Origin of the sequence: Edaphobacter sp., assembly GCF_028283685.1 — a bacterium.
Classification (GTDB): domain Bacteria; phylum Acidobacteriota; class Terriglobia; order Terriglobales; family Acidobacteriaceae; genus Edaphobacter.
Window position 1 is genome coordinate 1 of record NZ_JAPWKF010000005.1, and the last position, 23879, is coordinate 23879.

A 23879-nucleotide genomic window follows, 5' to 3' on the forward strand; every position below is an offset into this window, starting at 1 on the left:
TTCACATCGAGCCATATTACTGAAAATAAAAACGATTTCTGTGTTTCGGTGAATTGTCTGGAACCCTCGCAGACAAATCTCTATGTTGCCCTTAACCAACGCAAAACCAAGGGCAATCTTTCCTGCTTGAGATGGAGGCCCTCATAAAGGACAGGATCCTGTGTTGAAACAAGGGCAAGCAATGCGTCGCGGTCTGTCATCGCGGCGGGAGCTCCTGAAGGGCGCAATCGGATTTCCTATCCTGGCAATTGTCCCGGAAATAAACACCAGCATTGTGCCAGGGGCACGCCTGCCAATTGAACAAACAGACACGCCCCGCATCCAAAGGGCGATCGACCAGGCCGATGCGTCCGGAGGGGGGACGGTCTATCTCCCCGCTGGAAGATATATCTCCGGCACTCTCCGGCTGCGTTCCAGGGTAACCCTGTGGCTGGGAAATGGTGCCACTCTCGTGATGAGTGGGGATTCGACGGAATTTCTCCCCCCCGAAAAGTTCGCTTATGACACGAAGGCCAACTTCGCAACCTCAAACTTCCATGTTGCCCTGATTGTTGGGGACGGGCTTGAACACGTTTCCATTGTCGGTGATGGTGAGATCGATTGCGGATATACCAGGTCTGGTGGCCCCAAGCCGATCGCGCTTCGTCGTTGCAGCAACGTCCTCGTGCGGGACATTACGATACGGAACTCCCCCAGTTACAACATCAGCCTGCTTGGGTGTGAGTTTGTAACTCTTGATAATGTCACTATTCGGAACGGCCTTTCAGACGGGATCGACCCAGACTGCTGCCGTCATGTACGGATCTCCAACTGCTTTGTTGAGTCCTACGACGACGCAATTGTATTGAAGGCCAGCGGAGCACTCGGTGAACGCAAGGCGACGGAGTACGTTACCGTCGAGAACTGCATCCTGCGGACCGCCAGCGTTTATTTCAAATGCGGCACCGAAAGCTGCGGCGACTTTCGCCATATCGCGATCTCGAACTGTGTCTTCGAGGGCTGGCATGGGGATGCGGCATGGAAACCCTGGGCTCGCCTTTTACACGGTGGACGGAGGGGGGCTTTCGAATATCGTCGCCTCCAATATCGTAATGAACCGCGTTGGAACGCCATTTACGGTGCTGCGAGGCAACCGTGACCGGTGTGGCGTTGGAGGAGGTCCTGGAGGCGTGGCCTCCATTCGGATCTCCGACATCGTTGCGACGGAAGCAAAGCTGCCGAGCGTGATCGCCGGCCTTCCGGATGCGCCCGTCGTCGGAGTTTCGATTCAGGGCATCCAGGTCACCCTGACGGAGAAAGTCAAGGGAACCTTGTCCATCAGCGATATCCCCGAGCGCCCTGGCAGCTATCCCGAACCCATCATGTTCGGCCTCCTGCCCTCGCATGGGGTATTTCTTCGGCATGTCCGCAATGTGAGTCTTTATCAATTCACCGTTGAAGCGGCGGCAGGAGAAGAACTTCCCATGATTGCGGCGGATGATGCAGTGGACCTGCGGTTCGCCTCAATCGAAACCTCCGCAAAGTCCAGGCCAACATTGTGGCTTCACAACAGCAGTAGCTCCAGCGTGGATCTTGCGGAGACCAACTTCTGTCGTGTCAGCGGCTCCAAGAGCGCGGACCTGCGGTTCCCCGGCGCGACCTCCGCGGCCGTTCATGATCGGGTAGAGATCCTCGCCGACGTGAAGGCCGGTTCCATCCAACGCACACCACAATAATAAGGAGAATTTCATGTTGTCTTCGCACGGTCTTAAGATCGTACGGTCAAAAGCTGTCTGTACCAGGGTGCTGTTGCTTGTTCTTGCCTGCATCGCTCTCTTTGTTGGGAATAGCGCATATGCGCAGAACTCCGGCACGATCGTCGGAACGGTTACCGATCCCACCGGAGCGGCTCTGGGGGAAGCGCATGTAACTGCCCTTGAAACCGGGACGGGCCGGACCAGGTCGGTAACAAGCAATGATCAGGGGTATTACGTCATCAACTCGCTGCCTCCGAGCGAGTATCAGGTCAAGGTTGAGATCAAAGGTTTTGCGCATGCGATTCGTACCGGCGTCATGCTGCAGGCGGACAAGACGTTAGCTGTGGACGTCACCTTGAATTTGGAGTCCACCTCGCAGAGCGTTACGGTGAGTGATGCTCCTCCTCAGGTGGATACCTCGACGGCCACAATCAGCCAGATCGTAGACCAGGAACGGATTGTGGAGTTGCCGCTGAATGGCCGGAATGCGGCGACGCTGACGACGCTCGCTCCGGGGGCCGTAAATGCTCCTGCAAACGGAGCCATTCAATCGTCCACATTTGGTAATCAGGCAGTCGGCGGACAGGCTGCAGCGGTCACCATTTCAGTGAATGGATCACGCCAGACCAGCAGCAACTACCTGATGGATGGCAGCGACAACATGGACCAGTACACAAACGTCAATCAGCCATTTCCCATGCCCGACTCCATTCGCGAGTTCAGCGTTCAGACCAGCAACTACAGCGCACAATATGGCGGAAACTCAGGCGCGGTCGTGAATGTAGTGACACGTTCCGGCACCAATCAACTGCATGGGACCGCCTTTGAATTCATTCGTAATTCGGCCTTGAATGCCCGCAACTGGGCAGCAACCAGCCGCGACACCATCAAGCGTAATCAGTTTGGTGGAACCATCGGCGGCCCCGTCTTTCTGCCCAAGGTATATGACGGGCGTGAAAAGACGTTCTTCTTCTTTGGCTTTCAGGGCACGATCTTTCATAGTGCCAGTGCGACAAACAGGGTCTATCTGCCGACACAGGCCAATCTAAATGGTGACTTTTCGGCCATGCTCTCGGCAAGTAATCCTGCGAACCCTCTAGGTCGTGCAATCACAATCAAAAACCCGGTGACAGGTCAGCCCTATCCCGGAAATATTATTCCGGCATCGGACTTCGACGCCGCAGCGCTGAATACTCTGAAGCTATTGCCGTCGGCGGCTTCGACCAATGGGCTTACCAGTTATATCCAGCCGAATGCGCCGCAGAATTTTCATGAAGAGTTGATTCGCATAGACCATACGCTAAACAGTCATGATCGGATTACCGGTCGCTACTTCCGCGACACCTATATGAATCCGGCAATCTATGAAGATGGAAATATCCTGACGTACAAGGATGGATTTCCGAACATCTCGCAGAACCTATTGTTCAGCGAAAGCCACATCTTCAATAATTCATGGCTTAACGATTTCCGATTCACGCGCTCGTCGGTCGACGGCAATCAGAATCCGCCATCGAATGCGCCCGATTATGCCGATCTTGGCGTGAATATGTATCAACCGACAGGAATCCCCAAAGCGATCGAATCCATCAATGTCTCCGGACTGTTCTCATTTGGAAGCTACCCCTTTGGGAAGTTCACCCGCGCCAACTACATCTTCGACGACGACGTGAAGTGGGTTCACGGACGTCACGCTATCAGCTTCGGCGGATCTGTTCAGAATGCTGGTCTCGATGTGATGAACAACTATCGTCGGTTTGGATCCTTTAGCTTTTCGGGCGATGCAAGCGGTTATGCAATGTCCGACTTCCTTCTTGGACGCGTGCGCAGCTTTACGCAGAGCAGCGGACAATTCCAGAATGCACGGAATACCATCTGGAGCCTGTACTTCCAGGACGATTATCACCCGCTACCTCGCCTGACCTTAAACCTCGGCGTGCGATACGACCCGTTCCGTCCGTGGAATGAGATTAACGGTCGGTTGGAGCTCTTTTCTCCTGAGGCATACGCAGCAGGGCGGCGTTCGTCGGTTTACTACAACGCTCCTCCGGGCCTCATGTTTCCGGGCGACGAGGGGTTCCCGCGCGGCGGCACAAACGCTTCGTACAAGAACTTCGCTCCCCGCTTCGGCTTCGCTTATGACGCGACCGGCGATGGCAAAACCAGCGTCCGTGGTGGCTTCGGCCTCTTCTTTGACTCCCGTGGTATTTCGCAGATCACACAGGCGGTCGTCAGTAACAATCCTTTTAGCCCGTCGATCTCCATTACTACGCTGCCGGGAACGTTTAGCAACCCGTATGACGGCCTGAGCTCTCATCCGCCCTTTCAATATCCCGCGCCCGCGGACTTTACCTTCCCGCTGCCTGTTACTGTCCTGACCTTCAATCCCTTGCAGAAGTTCAAGGTTCCCCTCAGCTACAACTGGAACCTCTCCGTCGAGCGCCAGCTTACGCAGCAATGGTCTTTGCGAACATCCTATGTTGGCTCATCAGGGCGGCATATCCGTCGCGACATGCAGCTCAATCCTGGTATCTACATACCCGGCGACTCGAGTATCTTCGGCAATCCCAGCGCTTCAATCATGTCTCGTACCAGGTATGCACCGAACTATTCCAACATCAACATGCTCACCCAGACAGGAGCTTCGAGCTATCACTCCTTCCAGGCCGCCGTACAGCATCGTTTCGCCCGCAATTTTACGGTTCAAGCCAGCTACACCTACTCAAAGTCGCTGGACAATATTCCACAGAATCAGACGCTACAGAATGGCGGCGGCGGCAGTTTCAGTCAGCCAATCTATATGCCGGGATTCAGCGACTTCGAGTATGGACCATCCCCATTCGATCGAACCCACATCTTCAATGGTTCCTATGTCCTGACGTTTCCCAACTTCAATGCATTACCACGGGTGACACGGTTCGTGATCGGGGGATGGGGAACCAGTGGTCTTCTTTCCGCCGCCACAGGAGATGCGTATACCGTCTTCACCGGCACGGACGTCGCCGCAACCGGAGCTGCGCCGCGGGCGCTTCTGCAAGGAAAGCCTTATGGAGGCAACGGATGCGCTACGACAACCACCGCATGCGCAAACTGGCTCAATAAGAGTTCGTTTGCTCTGCCACTTCCCGCCGTCGGAACAGATCCAGCAACCTATGCTGCTTACCCATACAAATATGGCAACATCAGCAAAGGCGCGTTGCGCGGGCCGGGATTTGTAAATTGGGATGTAAGCCTCTATAAGAACTTCGGGACGACCGAGCGCTTCCATGCGCAGTTTCGTGCAGAGTTCTTCAACGTGCTCAATCACACCAACCTGTCCGATCCGGTAGCCACCATCAACAGTGGAGGCTTTGGGAATATTTTGTCCGCTGGCGATCCACGCATCGGCCAGCTTGGCTTGAAACTCATCTTCTAACCTGCTCAATACCCTGCGGCGGAAGTTTGCGCTTCCGTCGCAAGGTCAATCTCTTTACCGTAATAACGTTATGAAAAATATTGGAATGCTCAGCCTGTCTCTCCTTGTCTGTTCGATGGGCTTATCGGCACAGACTACTCGCAAGGTGCTGGATCCGTTGCTGCAACAGAAGCTACAAGACCCGGCTATCGTCGCCGATGAGCTACGGCATTTTTTGCTGAAAAAAGTACCGGTACTGCCTGCTGCTGTCTCTGAGGCAGCTCTTCACCAACAAGCTGAGACGTTGCGGAAGCATGCTCTCGCAACCATCTATCATGGCTGGCCGGAAGAGTGGATCAAGTCTGAACCAATCATTTGAGCGCGTCGGAGTTATTGAGCGAAAAGGCTACCGAATCGTTAAGTACCGCTACGAGATCGTTCCCGGTTTCAACTCTGTAGCTCTGCTCTATGAGCCGGACCAGCTGACTCCTAATATGCCTGCCGTGCTGAATGTGAATGGCCATGGCCCAGGCGGAAAGGCCGTGGAGCACAAACAGAAGCGCTGTATTAATCAAGCTCGTCATGGAATGCTGGCCCTGAGTCTGGAGTGGATAGGTTTCGGGGAACTGGCCTCCGCAGAAAACGCCCACAACAATATTGGACTGCTCGATCTCGCGGGAGCGAATGGGGAGGGGCTATTTTATCTGGCCATGCGGCGTGGACTCGACTTCCTCTACAACGATCCGCGGGTCGATCGTAAGCGTATTGCAATGACAGGTCTTTCTGGAGGCGGGTGGCAGACGATGCTTCTTAGCACGCTCGATGAGCGCATTGGACCATCGATTCCTGTCGCGGGGTTCAGCTCGCTAACCACGGCTGTTGAGCATCCAGAGTATGCCGGGGACGCCGAACAGAATGCACCTGATATGCGGTCGATCGCTGACTATGCCCAGTTGATGACACTACGTGTACCCCGGCCGACCTTATTGATCTACAACTCGATGGATGACTGCTGCTTCCGCGCGGGCGTAGTGAAGCAAGGAGTCTATGACGACCTCAGACCCTTCTATACCGCTGCTCATCATCCGGACAATCTGCAGTGGTACCAGAATGACGATCCCGGGACGCACAACTATCAGCTTGATAGCCGTCTTCAGTCGTATCGATTTTTAAAGAACCAGTTCCATCTGCAAACATCCGCAGAGGAGGAGCCGGATACCGATGCGGAGGTACTCTCCGAAGAAGATCTGATTGTCGGTCTCCCAAAAGATAACCTCACGATCGTTAGCCTCGCGGGCAAGATGGCCGAGCAAATCCATCACAATCGCATCCAGCCATCAGAGATGGATAAGGCCCGGGGATCGTTGCGCAGCATCACGCGATTTAAAACAGTAGATGTGACGCATGCCTGGCCCATAAGTGCTTCCCATGAAAAAGGGATCGAGAGTCGGGGATACCGTTTTGAGTTCAGCAATGGTTTGAGCGCTACAGGCGTTCTGGTGCAGTCGTCTATCGGATCTGCGGGGAAGACTGCCATTTTAATCTCCGATAAGGGACATCTCTCTTTGGCAGTCGAGGCAGGTAATCTGCTGAGCCGGGGGTATCGCGTCCTGTTGCTTGACCCAATTTTATTTGGAGATAGTATTCCCGGAACTCCGGAACGTCCGAACCTCAGCAGCGCTGCCCAGATGCTGAATACCGTCGGAGAACGCCCGCTTGGAATCGAGGCAGCTCAGATAGCCGGAGTGGCCCAGTGGCTGTCCGATTCGAACACCGATGGAAGTCCATCGCCAGGAGCGGCGAAACCTGCTGCTCCTTATTCCGGACAAAAGATGGAGATATTGACTCGAGGCCCTCGCTCGGAGGTGGTGGCACTTGTAGCTGCGGCCTTGGAACCTAACCATTTCTCTTCCTTTGGGGCAGAAGAAGGAATCCATTCTTTGTCTGAATTATTCAATGGAAAGTTTTCGTATGCAGAAAGCCCTGAGCTAGCTTGTCTCGATCTTTATCGAGTCTTTGATTTGAACCAACTGATTGATTTGGCTGCGCCAACAACGATCAATTTTTACGAAGGATCCCAGACGCCGATCTTTTGGAGATGAGATTGAAAGCCGCTTCACTAATGGGAGGTTGGGTGTCGCGAGCCACGTCTGCATAGCGCTTCTGGGGACGTCGCGACTGTCTGGTCGTCCCGGGCTTTAGGACGGTCGGGGATATAAAGCTGTTTCGCCTGTGTCCGAGTGAAACTGGGTGGCGTCAGCTATTACACTTAATAATCTCTCCGACGTAGAGGAGCGGGCACATTCGTTCGCTCGGGCGTAACGTCTAATAAGCTATAAGGAACAAGATGTCTGAAGAGATTCGTAATCTGCACCAACCTGTTCATGCCGTGATCTTTGATATGGACGGCCTTTTGCTCGACAGCGAAACCCTTGCGATGGATGCCCTGGTCAGCGCAGGTACGGCTTTGGGATACGATATGCCGGCATCCTTCTGCCGCCGCATGATCGGAGTAGCTGCGGATGGATGCCGTAAGCTCGTGCGCGAAACCTACGGTCCTGATTTTCCGCTGGAGACCTTTTTCGACACGCAGGAAATCCATCTGCGCGAGTTCGTCGATGCAGGCCGGCTCGCCCTCAAAAGTGGAGTTATTCCGCTGCTGGATTATCTAGACGCGCACAATATACCTCGCGCAATTGCCACGTCATCGAGCCGTTATCGTACAGATCATCACCTTGCCCTCGTTGGCCTGGATCAACGGTTTAACACAATCGTGACTCGTGACGATGTAACGAAAGGCAAGCCCGATCCAGAACCCTATTTGACCGCCGCAAAGCAACTCGGTGTAGCGCCGGATTTATGCGTGGCGCTCGAAGATTCCCACAGCGGAGCACGAGCAGCTCATGCAGCTAAGATTCGCGTCATCGTCGTGCCGGATCTGCTGGAGCCAACGGAAGAGATTCGGCAGAAGGCCCTGGCGATCATGGACGACCTGCATTCGGTGCTGCGCTTTATCGAGCACGCCAACAGCTGAAAGAAATAGATAGCCGGTGGTCTTACGCGCCGGTCTTATGCGTTGACCTTACGCGCAAGATCGGCGAGCACTTCGGCCACTGGCTCATGCGCCAATCGCCGCATGAGATCGCCAATCTCTGCAACGATACGGTCATGGTCCGGCAAGGGCGGTCCGAAGATCTCTTCCATAGAGAGGAAGGCCTCTGCCTGCGCCCGGAAATCCTCACTTGCCTCGCGGCAGATCCGACGAAGCTCATCCGCTCGCGGATCAACTAACTGCACATCCAATTCATCCTGTTCATGCAGGGCGAACCAGCGTATCCAGCTTGCAATAAGAAGCATTGCGCCCTGGACAGGAATGCCTGCCTCAAGATTCTGCCGCATCGGTTCCAGTACGCGGGTAGCGATTTTTCCGGAGCCGTTGCGTCCTATCCTCTCTATCATGTGAACAATCGCTGGATTGCGAAACCGCTGCATCAGATCTTTCGCATACTGATCAAGCGTGACTGATGGGAACGGTACATGAGCTGCCTGCTCCTTCTGCATGAATCGCAGAGCCAGCGTGCCGATCGTTCGATCTCCTGCCGCTTCGGCAACAGTGTTTTTACCGGCCAATGCGCCGACGTAAGCCAGCAGCATATGCGTACCATTCAGCATCCGCAATTTCGCCAGTTCGAACGGTGCCACATCCGTCACAAACCGAGCTCCGCCTGCCTCCCACAGTGGACGTGGCCCATCGAAGTCTTCGATGACCCATTGGAACCACGGTTCCGTGGGAACAGGTGCCTCGTCGAGCATGCCGCCAAGCAGTTCCTGTGCCTCGGCAATATCCTCAGCCTTCGTCATCGGTACGATTCGATCAACCATCGTATTGGGAAACGAAACGTTGCCCGCGATCCAGGCACTGAGCCTGTCATCGACGAGGGATGCGAAATCAAGAACTGCTTGTCGCAACGTGCTGCCGTTCGCCGACAGGTTATCGCAGCTAAGAATGACAGGAGGTTTGCCCCCGCGCTCGCGTATTAACGCAAGCCCCGATACCAGCGCACCCACGGCCGTCTTCGGGCGCGATAGATGGGAAAGATCCTGAATAATGTGGGGGTGGTCCGAAATCAGTTGGCAAGTCGACGGCTCCAGATGATACCCATCGGCAGTCACTGTCAGAGTTACCAAAGCAATATCTGGATTGGCCATGCGAGCGGCAAGACCTCGCGAGTCGTTCGGCGAAAACACGGCCTCGACGATCGAACCGACGACCATCGGTTCCGTCTCCGTGGAATCACACTGTAGCACGGTATACAGCCCATTCTGCCGTGTCAGTATCTGGGCCACCTCGGGGCTCCTCATGGAAACAGAAGCGATGCCCCATCGCAGGCCGGCTCTTCCTTCGGCCTCGATTGCTGCCTGTGTCGCAACAGCCTGATGGGCTCGATGAAAATTGCCGCATCCCAGATGAAGCACCCCGGTCTTGAGATCGGCCGGATCGAAGCCTGGGCGTCTGAGGCCTGCTGGAAGTCTTCCAAGCTCTCCATGGGAGAGTTGAATGCTCTCACGTACATCCTGAAGCGTCGTAGCGCTATATTCGTTCTGTTGAAGCATGTTTACTCCTTTCTTATTCGCTTTGTACAAATGGGCAGAAATTTCCTTGGGAGGATCACGGAAGCGCCTCGAACCTCGGCGATTCCGCGATCCTCCACTCATTGACATGGACAAACAGCGAGCGTCCCAACGATGGAGACACCGGCGGCCTTTTCTGCTCTCGGCTGAATCGCCGCTTCGGTGCGAGGCTACGGCTTGAAGGTTCCCGCTCGCAGCGCTCCTTCAATCTCTTCCAGGCTGAGCCCTGCTGTCTCCGGCACAAAACGCCAGACAAAAAGGAAGGCCAATAAGTTCATCCCGGCATAGATCCACATCGTGCCTGACGTCCCGGCCAGGTTGACCAAAGAGAGAGCGGTTATCGTCACAACCAGATCCGCTCCCCATATCATTCCTGCCTGCGCACTGGCTCCTGCGGCACGCACCGAAAGTGGATATACCTCAGACCCCATCAGCCAGCCGCAGACCTGAATGCCACCTGCATTGAACACCATATAAATCAGAAGGCATGCAACAAGAATCCATGCGTGCGAGCCGGCTGCCATCCCTTTCGAAAACATGCTTCCCAGGATCGCAAGACTGATGACGGAACCCGGGATCATCACAAGCATGAGTCTGCGACGACCGATCGACTCGACAATCATCAGTCCTACGGCAGTCATCACCACATAGACGACAGCAAGTCCAACGCTTGCCAGCAGCGCCGCAGAGGATCCAAAACCGGCACCGGAAAGAATAGTCGGAGCATAGTAGATCATCATCTCGATGCCACTCAGTTGGGTGAAGGCGGCAACGCCAAGAGCTGCAATCGTTGCTGGACGCACCCACGGCTGAAAGAGCGCAGGCCACCCCTTTATCTCGGAGTGTTCCTTTTCGCTCGTTTGTTGAATTGCCGTAAGTTCTTGCTCAAGGTCATCGCCAGCGACACGAACGCGCTGCAGGCTCTTGCGGGCCTCCTCGTGCCTCGACATTCCGACAAGCCAGCGAGGGCTTTTGGGAAACAGCGGCATACAGCACAGCAACACCGTCGCAGGGATTGCTGCCAGCGCAATCATCCACCGCCACGATCCCGGGCTGTGCAAACTATAGCCCACAATGCTCGCTGTAACGATGCCCAGGCCAATAGCAACGTTGAAAGCTGTCACAAAATTGCCGCGCCGTTCGGCTGGAGCAATTTCGGCAATGTAAACCGGAACTGTTTGCGAAGAGCCGCCGACAGCGAACCCCAGAAATATCCGAGCAAGAATCAACATCAATGGACTAGAAGCAAGGCTCGAAGCCACAGCGCCCAATGCGAAAATGGCAGCTACGAGAGAAACCGTATTTCTCCGGCCGAAGCGTTCAGAGAGCCATCCACAGGAAAGGCCACCGATTACAGCGCCCACCAGAATCGAGGATGCAACGATCTCCTGCATTTGACGATTCAGCTTGTATTCACGCGCAATCTGCATCAGGGCACCGGAAATAATCCCGGTGTCGTAGCCATAGAGAAATCCGGCGATAGACGTGATGGTCGTGGCCAACACCAGAAACTTGCTCACTCCAGTCGTGGATTGCGATGTGCCGGGAGCGCGATAGACAGCGGTACTCATCGTCGTTTGACCTCCTATCCAGGATGAACAGCATATCGGTGCCCCTGCTTATAGCGATCAGCAGGGCATAACAATTCCGAGTTCGCACGCGAAGGTACGCGCGAACATTAAGTGAAGGGCTTCAGCTTAATGATTCATTGGTTGCGGGCGAAGGCGGATGCTATCGCATCGACTGCAATTAATCACCAGGATCGGAAGTGCGAGAACGTATTGCTTGGTACTACCCGTTCTGTGAAACGGAACGAGGACCTGGCAACAAAAATCAGGGACGGAAAAGATGCCTATTGCGGATACCTTTGACCGTCAAAGCCCAAAGGTTCAGCACTGTTTCATCGGATTGAAATTGCTGGAATTTCAAAAATATTATCCCTTATTGAGCCAACCGGTTTGAGCAATTGACTCGCATTCGATTCAGCTATTTAGCTTGTTAGCAAGGACGACACTGCCAATGGAACCATGTCCATGGGGATCCGTTTGAAAATCTGCTCAAAGTGGTCTCGAAAGCTATAACGAAACCATCGACCTCAAGAGCCTTCCGTTGATTCAATACATTCGGCTCGATGTCTTAAGTATAAAACACATGTTGGATGCAGCCAAATGACCTCGCAGTTCACAGTTGCATCTCCAAGATGCGTAAACGTGCCTGACCTGCGACAAATAAAAAGCGTTTCTCCCTCCGCTGCGGCTCATTACGGGAGAGCCGTGAGCTCCATCACCTGCTTGTTGTCATTGACGCGGACACCATTATCAAGACGCAACAGGTCTCTGTCGTGTGCGTGCGCAGAAGGAGGAGATACCGACAAAGGAAACGACGGCGAGAAGGCAATGTCTGTAGACACGGTGCACCTCCTAGTGGGTTGAGGGTGGGACGATTCGGAAGATGCGAGTCTGAAAGGCATCGAGCGAAAGTGCGGGCAGAGCTACTTCGCCTGGCTTGGAGCTTGCAAGCGAGACCTCCTGCCATGGGCCGGCCGACGTTTCGATCGTTCCCCGGAACAGCGTGTTTGACAGGTTCACTGCAATGAGGTCAGTCTCTTCTGGGGATCGGCGTAGAAAGGTCACCACATGCTGCTCCTGCGAATTGTGTACCCATACGATCGCTCCGTGCCGCAGGGCAGGAGAGCTCTGACGCAGAGCAATCAATGCGTGGTAGAAGACCGGCACATAAGGGAAGATGGCGGCGGAGGTCCAGTCCACATCGACTTTGTCGAATAGCTGAGGCCCGCCGGACGCTGACGCATCTCCCACTTCCATGCCGTTGTACAGGAGCGGAACCCCGGGCAGAGTGAAGACCAAAGCCGTGGCGGCAAGGGCGCCGTGGATGCCAAGCCTTACGGTTGCCCGCGGCTCATCGTGATCGTCGCTGATGAGCATGTGCTGTGTGCCCTCAGGAAAGAGCGCGTTCTGTGCATTGATCGTGTCTCTGATCGCCGTAGCGGGCGCTCCCTCTTCGATCACTTTGTCGAACGTCGCGAGCAGTGGCCACGCATAATCGAGATCGAACGCGTGCTGCATCAGCTCCGGCTTTGACGCCTCCGCAAGCAGCAGGGCATCCGGCTTCACACTCTTAAGCAATGGACGAAGCTCGTTCCAGAAGCTGGTCGGCACCATGCCGGCCGCATCACAGCGGAAGCCGTCCAGGTCAAAGGTCTTCATCCAATAAAGAAACACGTCATTCATGTACGTGCGCAGTCGGGGATCGTCGTAGTTCAGAGCGGCGACATCGCTCCAGCCATGCGGCGAGACGATCTTGCCTGCCGTATCGTGCTGATAGAAGTTCGGGTGCGTCATCATAACGCTGTCCCAGGACGTATGATCGGCCACCATGTCCAGAATGACGCGGATATGGCGTTGGTGAGCGCCTTGAACGAGTGCTTGCAGATCGGCTTTGGTGCCTAGATCCGGGTCGATTGCATAGAAGTCTCGAATGGAGTAGGGGCTCCCAAGCCGACCCAGGCGGCGCTCTTTGCCGGACGGCGAAATCGGCATCAACCACAATACGTTCACGCCGAGATGCTGCAGTGCATCAAGACCCTCGGTGATCCCCGCCAGCGTGCCTTGCTTTGAAAATGCCCGAGGAAAGATTTCATAGATGACAGCATCCTGCATCCACGCGGGCTCATCGGCCGCATGCGACTTCGCGATCTCTGACGAAGGAGCGGTTTCTTGCGCGTCCAGGTGGGTGAGATTAAGACACAAGACAGCAAGCAACACAAAAGCCGTAGGGGGCCACGTTCGCATATCGAAATCTGTCCTTCCTTATGAAGCGCGTGGTAGAGAGACAAGAGGGCGTCGGCCCGTCCGAATCCAGATGGGCCGACAGGAGTGAGTATTGGAATTAGAAGACTAGGCGTGCGGCGATCTGAATCTGCCTTACCTCGCCATGCAGCCCTGTGATCTTTCCGAACAGGGAAGGATTTCCAAGGCTGTTATTCGGGTTGGAAAAGTTCGCTGTGTTCAGCACATTGAAGGCATCCCCGTGCAACTCCAGCTGTTTTCCTTCCGAGATGTGCAGGTTCTTCTGCACACCCAGATTGACGCTCCGAAAGCCCGGCCCATAGACCTGGTTTCGCGCAAGTGTTCCGATGCGAGTGAAGATGGAGGTGCCGGTTCCATCCGTGGCCGTGGTGACCGGAATGTTACTCGAAAACGACGACGGATCGAACCAGTAGCCGCCGATGCTCTTCGGATATTTGATCGGAGCGGTCAGATCGGGGCGATTACCCGGAGCCGAGCTGCCCGCAGCGGATAAGTCGACCGGTTGGCCCGTCGACAGCAGCACGATGTTATTCAATTGCCATCCGCCGATCAGAAGATCCATCGCACGCGATGAATGGCCGCCGAACATCTGTCCGCGTCCGAAGGGTAGGTTGTAGACGAACGACGAGCTGAAGATATGGCGCTCATCGAAGATGGAGTTTCCGTAGTTCGAGGGCTGGTTGTAATAGAGCAGCAGCGTGACGGGTGTGCCCCCAAAGGCGCTCGCCGAATCATCGAGAGCATGGGACCACGCATACGACGCCGTCGCAGTGAAGTTGGTGCCGCGGTGCTCGGCATGGAGTTGCAGGCCGTTGTAGTTGGAGTGACCGTCGTATCGGTTCAGACTGATGCCGCCGAGGTTCGGAAACGGTTTCGTGGTGCTGCCGATTGCGTAAGTGTTGTAGCTGTAGTAGGTCGAGAGATGGTCCGCGTGGGCTCCGACATACGCGATTCGCACAACATCCCGGGGACCTATCTGCTGCTCCAGTTGCAGATTCCACTGCTGCTGGCGGCTATGACGGTTGTCTTGGTCGACAGCCAGCCCGCTCATGCCGTACGGAGGCGATGCCGGATTGAAGTTCGGATAGCCCGGCAGCGGCAATGAAACATTCGGGGAAGTTCCACTGGTATATCCCGGGCAAGTGTACGGCGCTCCTTGTGCAGTCTGACCGGTGAATGTCAGGCAATGGCCGCTGAACGCGAAATAGGTGCCGTCGCCTCCGTACGGAATCTGTTGGCCTAGTTGATTGCTGATGCCGCCGTAATCCGGAAAATAATAGATACCGTAGCCACCATGCAGGGAGCTCTTTCCGTCACCATGCAGATCGTATGCAAAGCCCACGCGAGGAGCAAAATCCGTGTACGTCGGCTTGATGATGCTACGTGGTACGCCGTTCTGACCGGCCAGTAAAACTGTTCCGGTCTTCACATCGAAGGCAGCCTGGCGATCGTGCATTTCCACGGGCCACTGCAAAAAATCCCAGCGGGCACCAAGGTTCAGCGTGAGGCGCGGAGTCACACGCCAGTCGTCGTTCGCAAACAGGGCATCTTCCTGGCTGATCTCTCCAAAGAATCCGGTCTGCGTTCCGATGCCATAGTTATCAAAACCGCCAACGAGCAATTCGCTGACTTCGTATCCAGTGAAGTCGCTGCCGTTACCGCCTATGAAAAAGCAGCCCTTCCCGCAGATGGGACGGAAGTACGAGACTTGACGGCGAAGCCATGTGCCACCCACATTTAGCGAATGCTTCCCCCGGTTGATCGTGAGTGTGTCCGTCACTTCGTAGGTGTTCTGCGGTACGGCGAAAAGGCCGTAATCCCCGGTATATTCTATTTCCGAGCCATTACCGCCAATGAGCGGCCCCCCGCTGTTAGCTACGCCAAGATTTGTATTCTGTATGCCGAGTTGGCCACCAACGTCCGACCCGAAATTACCCGGTTGATATCCATAGTTGTCTCGGTTGTAGGCAATGCGTGCGTCGTTCACTAGGGTAGGAGAGAACGTGTGCGTATAGCCCAGCGCATAGCCGCGAGCGTGCGTATAGTTCTTGCTGCCGTTTGCCGAGAGAAGAGGATAATTTGGCTGCTGCGGCAGTTCGGACTGATTATTCGAGGTCGAGTTATCGTAGGAGAACCGAAGGAAGAGCAGATCCGAGGCGCTCGGGTTCCAGTCCAGGCGGGCATCGAAGGTGTTGTAGTTTGACGTGGAGCTATTGTTGACGAAATAGTTGTTGAGGAGACGATCCGTGCGCGTGGGCATCGGAAACGCATTCAGATAGTTCACGGCGGCGGGATTCAGCCGATTCGCTGGGATGATATTCCCTGCAATTGGGGTGCAAGTCTGCGGATCGTAGATTTGTCCCTTGCTGGTCTGGGCTATATTGCTGTTCAAAGAGCCGGAACCCGGAACGCATATCGGGAAGTAGGTATAGTCTCCTGTACTCAGGCCGGTCGTCAGCAGTTCCGAAAAGTCGCCTTTTCGCATCGCTGCTGTAGGAACAGTGTCGAAATGCGTTCCGTCCGGCGAACCGATGCGCGTTCCCTGGTAATCGCCAAAGAGGAACAGCTTGTTCTTCATGATTGGTCCACCCGCTGATCCTCCGAACTGCTCATGACGGTAAGGGGGCGTGGGGGTGGCATCTGCGCCGAGGAAACGATAATTGGGATTCGCAGCCCACTTCCCACTGCGGTAGAACTCAAATGCTGATCCATGGATCTGATTTGTGCCGGATTTAATGGAGGCAACCTGGATTACCCCGCCCGCACGGCCGTACTGCGCCGGAGCAACGCTCGTAGAAATCTTGAACTCCTGCGTTGCGTCGACCGGGGGAAAGAACAGAATGATGTTCTGGAGGCCGTCGTTATTGTCGACGCCGTCAAGAATAAAGTTGTTCGCCTGCGCTCGCGTGCCATTGACGGAGATCGCTCCACCGCCCGAATCACTGAACCGGTTTACTGTGTCTTGGCCGTATTCAACATTGGCTCCTTGAGTAACGCCCGGTGCCAGAAGGGCAAGATTGAGTGAGTTTCGCCCGTTAAGCGGCAGCTGCTCAATTTGCTTCGAGCCGATCGTCTCCCCAAGTGTGGCATTGGTCGTGTTGACCAGGGCGGCAGCCGACGAGACGGTCACGGTATCCGAGACTGAGCCGGGCGCTAATTTGAAGAGAAGCGTCTGAACCTGGGTTACCGTCACAGTTATATTCTGGGTCTGGGATTCAAAACCGGGTGCTGTAATCTTGGCCGTGTAATCGCCGCGGGGGACTCCCGGAAGATTCAGTTCGCCTGAACCATTCGTTACGGTCGACAGTACAAGGCCGTTCGCCACATTTGTCAATGTGAGGGTTGCTTGTGGGATTTCCGCCCCGGTTTGGTCTGTAACGGTACCCACGACTTTTCCGGACTCCGATTGTCCATATGCGTTAAGCGTCAGGGCGCTGGCCAAGACAATCATGGCCGTTAGCGTTTGAGCTCCCCACCTTACAATCCGAAGGGTCCGAGAGTTATAGGACTTGCTTAGCATGTTTCCAGCCTCCAAAATCTCTGAGACCGAGGCTCCTTGGAAGACGAGTCACCTGATCGATTCAGAGAATCGTTGAGAACGCTCGATCTTCGCCCGGGTTTTAAGCAATGGATTCCGATCTGATTGTGTATTGATTTTTTATTGATAGCTAAACCCTCTAAATTGCGTTGTTTAACTGTTTGGCTTTACAGTAAACCGGTTGAGGAACTTCCTGAGTGGCGGGCTTCGAGCAGACAAATCGTGTGGCCTTCGAACGCTTCGAGGCCGATCTACAGACTGGTGAACTCTGGAAGGATGCCTTCCGAATTCGTCTTCCCGCGCAGCCGTTCAAGGTGCTGGTCGCACTGCTCGAGAACGCGGGAGAAGTCGTCTCTAAGGAGGAGCTTCAGGAAAGGGTGTGGGGCCGTGAAACGAATGTCGACTTCGAGCGGGCTATTGCCGGAGCTATTAATAAGATCCGGGACGCCCTGGGTGATTCGGCCGATACGCCACATTACATTGAGACGCTCCCTAAGCGGGGCTACCGGTTTCTAGTTCCTATCACCGTCGTCTCCAGGACTCCTCGTGCGGCGCTGGCTGGGAAAGAGACAGATTTCGCTGAACCGGCAACGAAGCAGGACCGAGCTCCCGACTCACAGGTTCAGGGGGAAGATGCCCCCCTCCTGCCCACTCCGGCTCTCGGCAGAAATTCATTTCGTATCCTATCGCTCGCAGCGTGTGGCTTTGCGGGTGTTCTCCTCGTCGCTGTGGTGCTGCTCCTGGTTCGCCCCCAAATCAGATCAATTCCTCAGGTCGATCAACTGACTCACGGCAGCCCCATCTCCGAGGGCCCACCCAATCCGGAGAATCTACCTACGCTCGTTACGGATGGCGTCTCAATCTTCGCGACGGCACGAATTGATGACAAGCCACAGTTGGCATCGATATCGATTGCAACCGGATACATACAGCGCGTGCCTGTTCCGGAAGATCTGGCCTCTGTCTCCATCGCTGATATCTCGAAGGACGGTACACGTCTTCTGGTCTTTAGTCGCCTCAATTCCAACGCCGAGCAACCACTGTGGGTGGTTCCTACCTCCGGCGGAAGTGCGTTCCGGGTCGGCAATATCCAGGCGCATGCGGCAACCTGGATGCCGGATGGCAAGAGCATCCTTTACGCTGCGGGAAATGACCTCTTCTCAGCTCGCGTCGATGATGGGGGCTCTGCGCATGTTATGAGTTTGCCTGGGAGAGCGTTTTGGCTGCGATGGTCTCCGGACGGGGAACTACTTCGCTTTACGATGTTCGATGCCGTTGCCCACACGAGCACTCTTTGGGAAGCTGCCAGCGGATCTCACAGCGCCCACCCTCTCTCAGGTGTCAAGGGCTATGGCAACCCGATGTGTTGTGGAATTTGGACTGAAGGCGGGACGTTCCTGTTTCAGATGTATCGCGAACGAGGGAGTGATCTCTGGAGTCTCAGCCGCTCCTTCGGGCACGAGACTCTCATGCGGCTTACGCATGGACCAGAGCACTATTTTTCACCGGTTCCAGCTCGTTCCGGGAATCGGATCTTCTTTCTTGGTTCAGACGAACCTGCAGGACTGCAACGTTACGACACGGGGCAACACGCTTTTCTTTCTTCCTCCTCCTTTCTATGGAATGCTACGAGAGTTGAATACTCTCCCGAGGGGAGAGCTGTGTTGTGGACGGATCAGGATGGCGGTCTCTGGCGAGCCCGTGCATCGGATGGCTCAGATCGCCTGCAACTGGCACCTCCTCAGTACGAGGTTTTCGCGGCGCATTGGTCGCAGGACGGTACGCAAATTGCTGTAATGGCGCGAAGGCAGGGGCTTCCATGGTCGATCTATCTCGTAAGCGCCAGAGGAGGTGAATTCGTACCTCTGCTCAATCGGGACCACAATGCTGCAGACCCCAGTTGGTCCTCGGATGGAAAGAAAATCGCTTTCGGATGCGAGCCCGATTTGATGGGCAAGGAATCGGGTTCCCGGCAAGTCTTCGTTCTTGATGTGCAAACGAAACGGGTCACAGCTCTTCCCGGATCAGAAGGATTCTTCAGCCCGCGCTGGTCTCCAGATGGTAAGTGGATCGTCGCCCTCTCGCTCGACCAGAGAAGGGTTTTACTCTTCGATTGGGCATCCCAAACTTGGAGAGTGTTGGCGGAGACGAGCGCTGCTGATCCGGTCTGGGCACGCGATAGCAAGGCTATCTATGTGCACGCCTTCCAAAAGGATCGGCAGCCCATCCTCAAGCTGGACATTCCGAGTGGTGAAGAACAGGTAATTGCTGATCTTTCGAATGTGAAGTTCAAAGATGCGGAGAACTATTTCTTTTCCGGCCTGACACCAACCAACGAACCCCTCATCCTGCCGCGCGTCGGAACGAGCAATCTATACACGCTAGATCTGGACCATTGATCGCTACTGAACCGCCAGGAGGCTGAAGCTTGGGTGTCGATCAATCTGACACCAGCCTCAGTTAACATTCCTGGTGAGGATGAGATCCACCGGTGCCGAGAAAAATGCGGTGGAACTCACCAAAATGAGTATTTACCAGGTTGCAAGCCAGAGGTAGAAGACGATAAAAGCTGCAACCATGGCCCAGGCGCCTAAGAAGCCAAGGAGGTCGACCCGATAGGTGCTCCACGAAAATAGCTTGTGGAGCTGGAGCAGGTCTACGATCAGCGAAGCTTCACCAGTGTTTTTAGGCTCCATCCGTCACACCCCCTTGAGGTAGAAGCTCTTCCTGGCCAACCGGTACTCGCATATATCCGAATACGCGCAGCAGATTCTCTTCTGGTTCTTTTGGCGTAAAGAGGCTGACGAGTATGATCAGGCCCAGCCCGGTCAAAATGCTGTAAAGCGACGACCAGGCGTTAGACTCGCCCCGCCACTTGGTGATAAAGAATACAGCTGCAGATCCGATGGTGCTGGCCCATGCTCCCGTTCGCGTCGCTCGAGGCCAGATAATACCGACCCAGAAGGCCACTCCAATAAAGGGCAGGATGCTGATGAACTGCACTGTCGCATTGATAACTGACCCCATCGAACTTCCGATGATGAACCCAAGACCTGTGATTGCGACCGAAGATATGCGGGCAATCTTCAGAAAATGTGCGTCGCTCTTATCGGCTCCCACGATAGGGCGGTAGATGTTCTCGGTAAAGAGTGCAGCACCATCCACCATAAAAGCCGAACATGTTGACATGACCGTTGCCAGAAGGGACGCTGTCATCAAACCAATCAGGCCTGTAGGAAGCAGGGAAGTGACTGCCATGCCAAAGACCTTTTCCCGGTCATGAAACGCAATGCCGGGAAAGAGGCTTGCTGCCAGCATGCCCGTCAGTGTCCAGCCGATGGTGCAGACCCTTTTGACAAAGTTTCCATAGGTCCAGCCGACCCTGCAATTCATCTCGGTCTTGCCACTGGCGGTGACGGCCATCATATGAGGCTGCACGACGATTCCTGCGAGACCGCTTATGACGAGCATGGCGACATTGAACGCCGACAACTCTCCTCCATCAGGGCTGAAGACCGCGAAGTAATGTGGGGGCAGTGCATGGCGCATACCGGCGAATCCACCTACCTTGATTAGCCCGAAGGGGACAACAAGAAAGGAGAGTAGGACGATCAAGAATCCCTGAACAAAATCGGTGATGGCCGCCGCAACAAGGCCCCCGGCGACGCCGTACAGGGTAAATGCGATGCCTACCGTGGCCGCTACAATCCACTCCGGCATACCAATAATCGCAGCAACTGTTTCGGCAGTTCCCTTAATGGCGATGCCCTGCCACAGCGCGAAGAGATAGATGCAGAAGACGGCGTAAGCTATGCTGTAACTCCTGCCGTAGCGAACTGCAAAAAAATCCGCCGTTGTCAGCATCCGTAGCCGCCGAAAGACTGGAGCCAGAAGCCAGTAGAAAGGTGTGGTGAAGAGCCATATCCACTGATACCAAATTCCTGAGAGGCCTACGGTGTAAGCTGCACCTGCTACACCTACTGCCTGGTCCGAGTGAGTGCCGGTCCCCAGGTTCTGAGCGATCATGATGGCCTTGCCGAAAGCGCGGCCGCCCATGAAGAAGCTTTCCGAAGAGCGTACCTTTCGACTGACGTAGAGCCCTAGCGCGGTGGTTCCGCCTAGATATCCTGCAATCACAATCCAATCAAGCCAGGTAAGGTTTGCTTGCATTGGAGATTATACATTTATTAAATTTAAAGTTTAATCTATATTTGTGGAGAATATGAAATTTTTCGATCTTCAGGTTAATGGCTATGCCGGCGTGGATTTCAATAGCGACGATCTGGATCTTGTCCAGATGGAAACAGCCTGTGCCTGTCTAGGACGGCAGGAAGTTGACGGCATTCTTGCGACAGTTATAACCGATACGATTCCCGCGATGGAGCGCCGTTTGAGAAAGATTGCGAGTCTCCATGCCGAATCGTCTCTCGTTCGTGGCATCGTGAAGGGAATTCACATTGAGGGTCCCTTTCTTAATCACTCCCCTGGATTTCGAGGAGCTCATCCGGCTGATGCTATCGTCGCCGCGCAGGAGGAGATAGCGGAGCGCCTTTTGGAGGCCGCTGGCGGGCTGACGAAACTTGTTACGCTTGCCCCGGAAGTTGATACGGCAATGAAAACGACGCGGTTGTTGGTCGATCGCGGGATTGTTGTCTCTGCCGGACATACGAATGCCTCTCTGGAGGAGTTGCAGCGTGCCATCGATGTAGGACTTTCGATGTTTACCCACCTGGGAAATGGATGTCCGGCCGCGCTTGACCGCCACGACAACATCATTCAGCGGGTATTGAGCCTGTCGGACCGGCTTTGGATATGTTTTATCGCCGACGGCGCTCATATTCCTTTCTTCGCTCTGAAGAACTATCTGAAGCTGGTAGGGCTGGAGCGTGCAGTAATTGTTACGGACGCGATATCAGCTGCAAGCCTGGGGCCGGGCCATTACACGCTTGGCCGGTGGGAACTCTCAATTGGCGATGATCTGGTAGCACGATCTGCGGATGGGTCTCACCTTGTAGGTTCCACCGTTACGATGCAGCGGAGCTTTGAAAATCTACAACGATACTTGGGGCTGGACAGCGGCCAGACGAGACTGCTTCTAGAGAAAAATCCTCGTAAGGCAATTGGTTTAGCCGCGGAGTGAAAGCCAGATGTTATTCACCTTCAAGTCCAGGCATGTGCTCGTCGTCCATCAACGCGTTCTTCATGGACTCTTCCATAAGGGCAACGGAGCTTGCGATATTGTGCGAGCTGATCGTTTCCAGAAGCCGTCTGTGAAGGATTGCAATCTCTAAAAGCTTATCGGAGGAAGGCTGCACGCGCTGAATGATGCTGAACGTCATCAACCTCGGTACAAGCTGCTCAAGGCAGGATTGCAGGCTTTCGTTCTGCGTGACAGCCCATAGTTCGCGGTGGAATCCAAGGTCGGCCTGATAGAAATCCGCAGCTCGCCCATCGCGTGCGGCATTTTCCATGCGAAGAGCCTCATTCCAGCAGGTGCTCAGATCGGGCTTATCCATAAAGGCAATTAACTCTACTGCTAATGTTTCAAGCCGGACACGAACCCGATAAATATCACGAATGGTGCTACGCGTGAGCAGGGTGACCCGCGTATCGCGAGGTCCTTTGCGCTCGATGAATCCGAGAAATTCAAGTTCGAGCAGAGCCTCACGGATGGTGGGCTGGCCTACGCCAAGCTTTTTTGCCAGACCCAGCTCGGTGACCTTTTCCCCTGCGAGAAGTTCTCCATGTTCGATAGCTTCACGGATCTGCTGCACGGCCAGAGACTTCATCGAGGTGCGGGGGATTGACTTGAGCAATCCCCTTGCTCGAATCGGTTCTTCGCGTAGCGTTGGGCTTTCAGGCAATGCGTACTCCAGTATTCAATTTATAACGCAATTCGAAGGCTGGACGGTGACAACCTGAGCTTGGCGGGAGCAAAGTTACGCAACAGTGCGCCCGCCAGTGTTGCTCACGATTCCAGCTTCAGCAGGGAGGAGGATTCAGGATCGAGATATACCGTTGTATTCGGATGCGTTTGCGCAATTGAAGCAGGGCAGGCTATCGAGATTTCCCCTTCTAAGGCCCGGCGAACAGCCTCAGCCTTGCGAGCTTCGGGCACACATGAGATCCATGCCTTTGCGCGCAGCAGCCCTGTGCAGGTTACGGTTATCGCTTCGCTGGGGACATCCGCGACAGTTGCAAAGTGCCCTTCATTGACCTGCTGCATGCGGCAGGTGTTATCCAGAAGGACTCGTTTCAGCAACTTTGGATCATGAAAGTCGGCCACCGGGGGGTCGTTGAAGGCGATATGGCCGTTCTCCCCAAAACCCACAAAGGCGATATCAATAGGACCGGAGTTGAGCAGGTCGGTATAGCGTGCGATCTCGGCATCGGCATCTCCCAAACCGGAGATGTAGTTCACCGTCCTGGGGTGAACGCGGTCTTCGATGCGCTCCCGAATCCAGCGTTGAAATCCTGCGGGGTGATTTCCGTCGACGCCAACGTACTCGTCCATGTGAAACACATCAACCTTGGACCATTCAATCGGCAGTTTAACGATCTCTTTGGCGACGTCCAGCTGGGAGTTGCCGGTGGCGATCATGATACGGGAGCTGCCACGCTGCTGAATGGCATCAGCAATCAGCTTTGCGGCATCAAGTGCTGCTGCCTGGCCTAAATCGGTACGGTTTGGGAACACACGAACCTTCGCTGTGCCATAGCGATAGGTTCGCTCCTCTGTAGCTGTCATG

Annotated in this window: 15 protein-coding genes; 8 read left to right on the forward strand and 7 right to left on the reverse strand. The window is 54.8% G+C overall.

The features are described from left to right. The first annotated feature begins 163 nt into the window (after window positions 1–163). The 6 genes from PW789_RS07145 to PW789_RS07170 all read left to right on the forward strand — a co-directional run bounded on the left by PW789_RS07145 (window position 164) and on the right by PW789_RS07170 (window position 8164). Window positions 164–1138, forward strand: a complete 975-nt coding sequence (locus PW789_RS07145; RefSeq protein ID WP_299373581.1) for a glycosyl hydrolase family 28 protein — start codon at window positions 164–166, stop codon at window positions 1136–1138. 31 nt (window positions 1139–1169) lie between these two features. After that, window positions 1170–1715: a hypothetical protein gene (locus PW789_RS07150; RefSeq protein ID WP_299373584.1), complete on the forward strand. Its 546-nt coding sequence runs from the start codon at window positions 1170–1172 to the stop codon at window positions 1713–1715. A 13-nt stretch (window positions 1716–1728) separates the two neighbouring features. Then, complete coding sequence (locus tag PW789_RS07155) at window positions 1729–5151, forward strand: carboxypeptidase regulatory-like domain-containing protein (RefSeq protein ID WP_299373587.1); 3423 nt, start codon at window positions 1729–1731, stop codon at window positions 5149–5151. A 70-nt stretch (window positions 5152–5221) separates the two neighbouring features. Next, the gene (locus PW789_RS07160; protein ID WP_299373589.1) at window positions 5222–5509 is read left to right on the forward strand and encodes a hypothetical protein; all 288 of its coding nucleotides are present in this window, start codon (window positions 5222–5224) and stop codon (window positions 5507–5509) included. Next, complete coding sequence (locus PW789_RS07165) at window positions 5466–7232, forward strand: hypothetical protein (protein ID WP_299373591.1); 1767 nt, start codon at window positions 5466–5468, stop codon at window positions 7230–7232. The genes PW789_RS07160 and PW789_RS07165 overlap by 44 nt, the downstream gene beginning before the upstream one ends. Window positions 7233–7477: 245 nt before the next feature. After that, the gene (locus PW789_RS07170; protein WP_299373593.1) at window positions 7478–8164 is read left to right on the forward strand and encodes an HAD family phosphatase; all 687 of its coding nucleotides are present in this window, start codon (window positions 7478–7480) and stop codon (window positions 8162–8164) included. A 35-nt stretch (window positions 8165–8199) separates the two neighbouring features. Here PW789_RS07170 and PW789_RS07175 read toward each other — a convergent pair whose 3' ends face one another. From PW789_RS07175 to PW789_RS07190, 4 genes are all read right to left on the reverse strand, one after another. Further along, window positions 8200–9744, reverse strand: a complete 1545-nt coding sequence (locus PW789_RS07175) for a mannitol dehydrogenase family protein (protein WP_299373595.1) — start codon at window positions 9742–9744, stop codon at window positions 8200–8202. Between the two features lie 188 nt (window positions 9745–9932). Beyond that, window positions 9933–11333, reverse strand: a complete 1401-nt coding sequence (locus PW789_RS07180; RefSeq protein ID WP_299373598.1) for a sugar porter family MFS transporter — start codon at window positions 11331–11333, stop codon at window positions 9933–9935. Between the two features lie 849 nt (window positions 11334–12182). Further along, window positions 12183–13574: an alpha-amylase family glycosyl hydrolase gene (locus PW789_RS07185; protein ID WP_299373603.1), complete on the reverse strand. Its 1392-nt coding sequence runs from the start codon at window positions 13572–13574 to the stop codon at window positions 12183–12185. A gap of 97 nt (window positions 13575–13671) precedes the next feature. Beyond that, window positions 13672–17043: a TonB-dependent receptor gene (locus PW789_RS07190; RefSeq protein WP_299373606.1), complete on the reverse strand. Its 3372-nt coding sequence runs from the start codon at window positions 17041–17043 to the stop codon at window positions 13672–13674. A 284-nt stretch (window positions 17044–17327) separates the two neighbouring features. Between PW789_RS07190 and PW789_RS07195 the strand changes: the two genes are divergently transcribed. Continuing rightward, window positions 17328–19529, forward strand: coding sequence for a winged helix-turn-helix domain-containing protein (locus PW789_RS07195; protein WP_299373609.1), 2202 nt, complete (start codon window positions 17328–17330; stop codon window positions 19527–19529). Between the two features lie 286 nt (window positions 19530–19815). Here the strand turns inward: PW789_RS07195 and PW789_RS07200 are convergent, their stop codons facing one another. Next, the gene (locus PW789_RS07200) at window positions 19816–21186 is read right to left on the reverse strand and encodes a sodium:solute symporter (protein ID WP_299373611.1); all 1371 of its coding nucleotides are present in this window, start codon (window positions 21184–21186) and stop codon (window positions 19816–19818) included. Window positions 21187–21352: 166 nt separating this feature from the next. On the opposite strand from PW789_RS07200, the gene PW789_RS07205 reads away from it, so the two are divergent. After that, on the forward strand, window positions 21353–22270 hold the full coding sequence (locus PW789_RS07205; RefSeq protein WP_299373614.1) for a hypothetical protein: 918 nt from the start codon (window positions 21353–21355) through the stop codon (window positions 22268–22270). Window positions 22271–22280: 10 nt separating this feature from the next. On the opposite strand, the gene PW789_RS07210 is transcribed toward PW789_RS07205, so the two are convergent. Further along, entirely contained in the window at window positions 22281–22994 is a 714-nt protein-coding gene (locus PW789_RS07210; RefSeq protein ID WP_299373617.1) for a GntR family transcriptional regulator, read from the reverse strand. Between the two features lie 104 nt (window positions 22995–23098). Next, on the reverse strand, window positions 23099–23878 hold the full coding sequence (locus tag PW789_RS07215) for a glucosamine-6-phosphate deaminase (protein WP_299373620.1): 780 nt from the start codon (window positions 23876–23878) through the stop codon (window positions 23099–23101). Window position 23879: the final 1 nt, after the last annotated feature.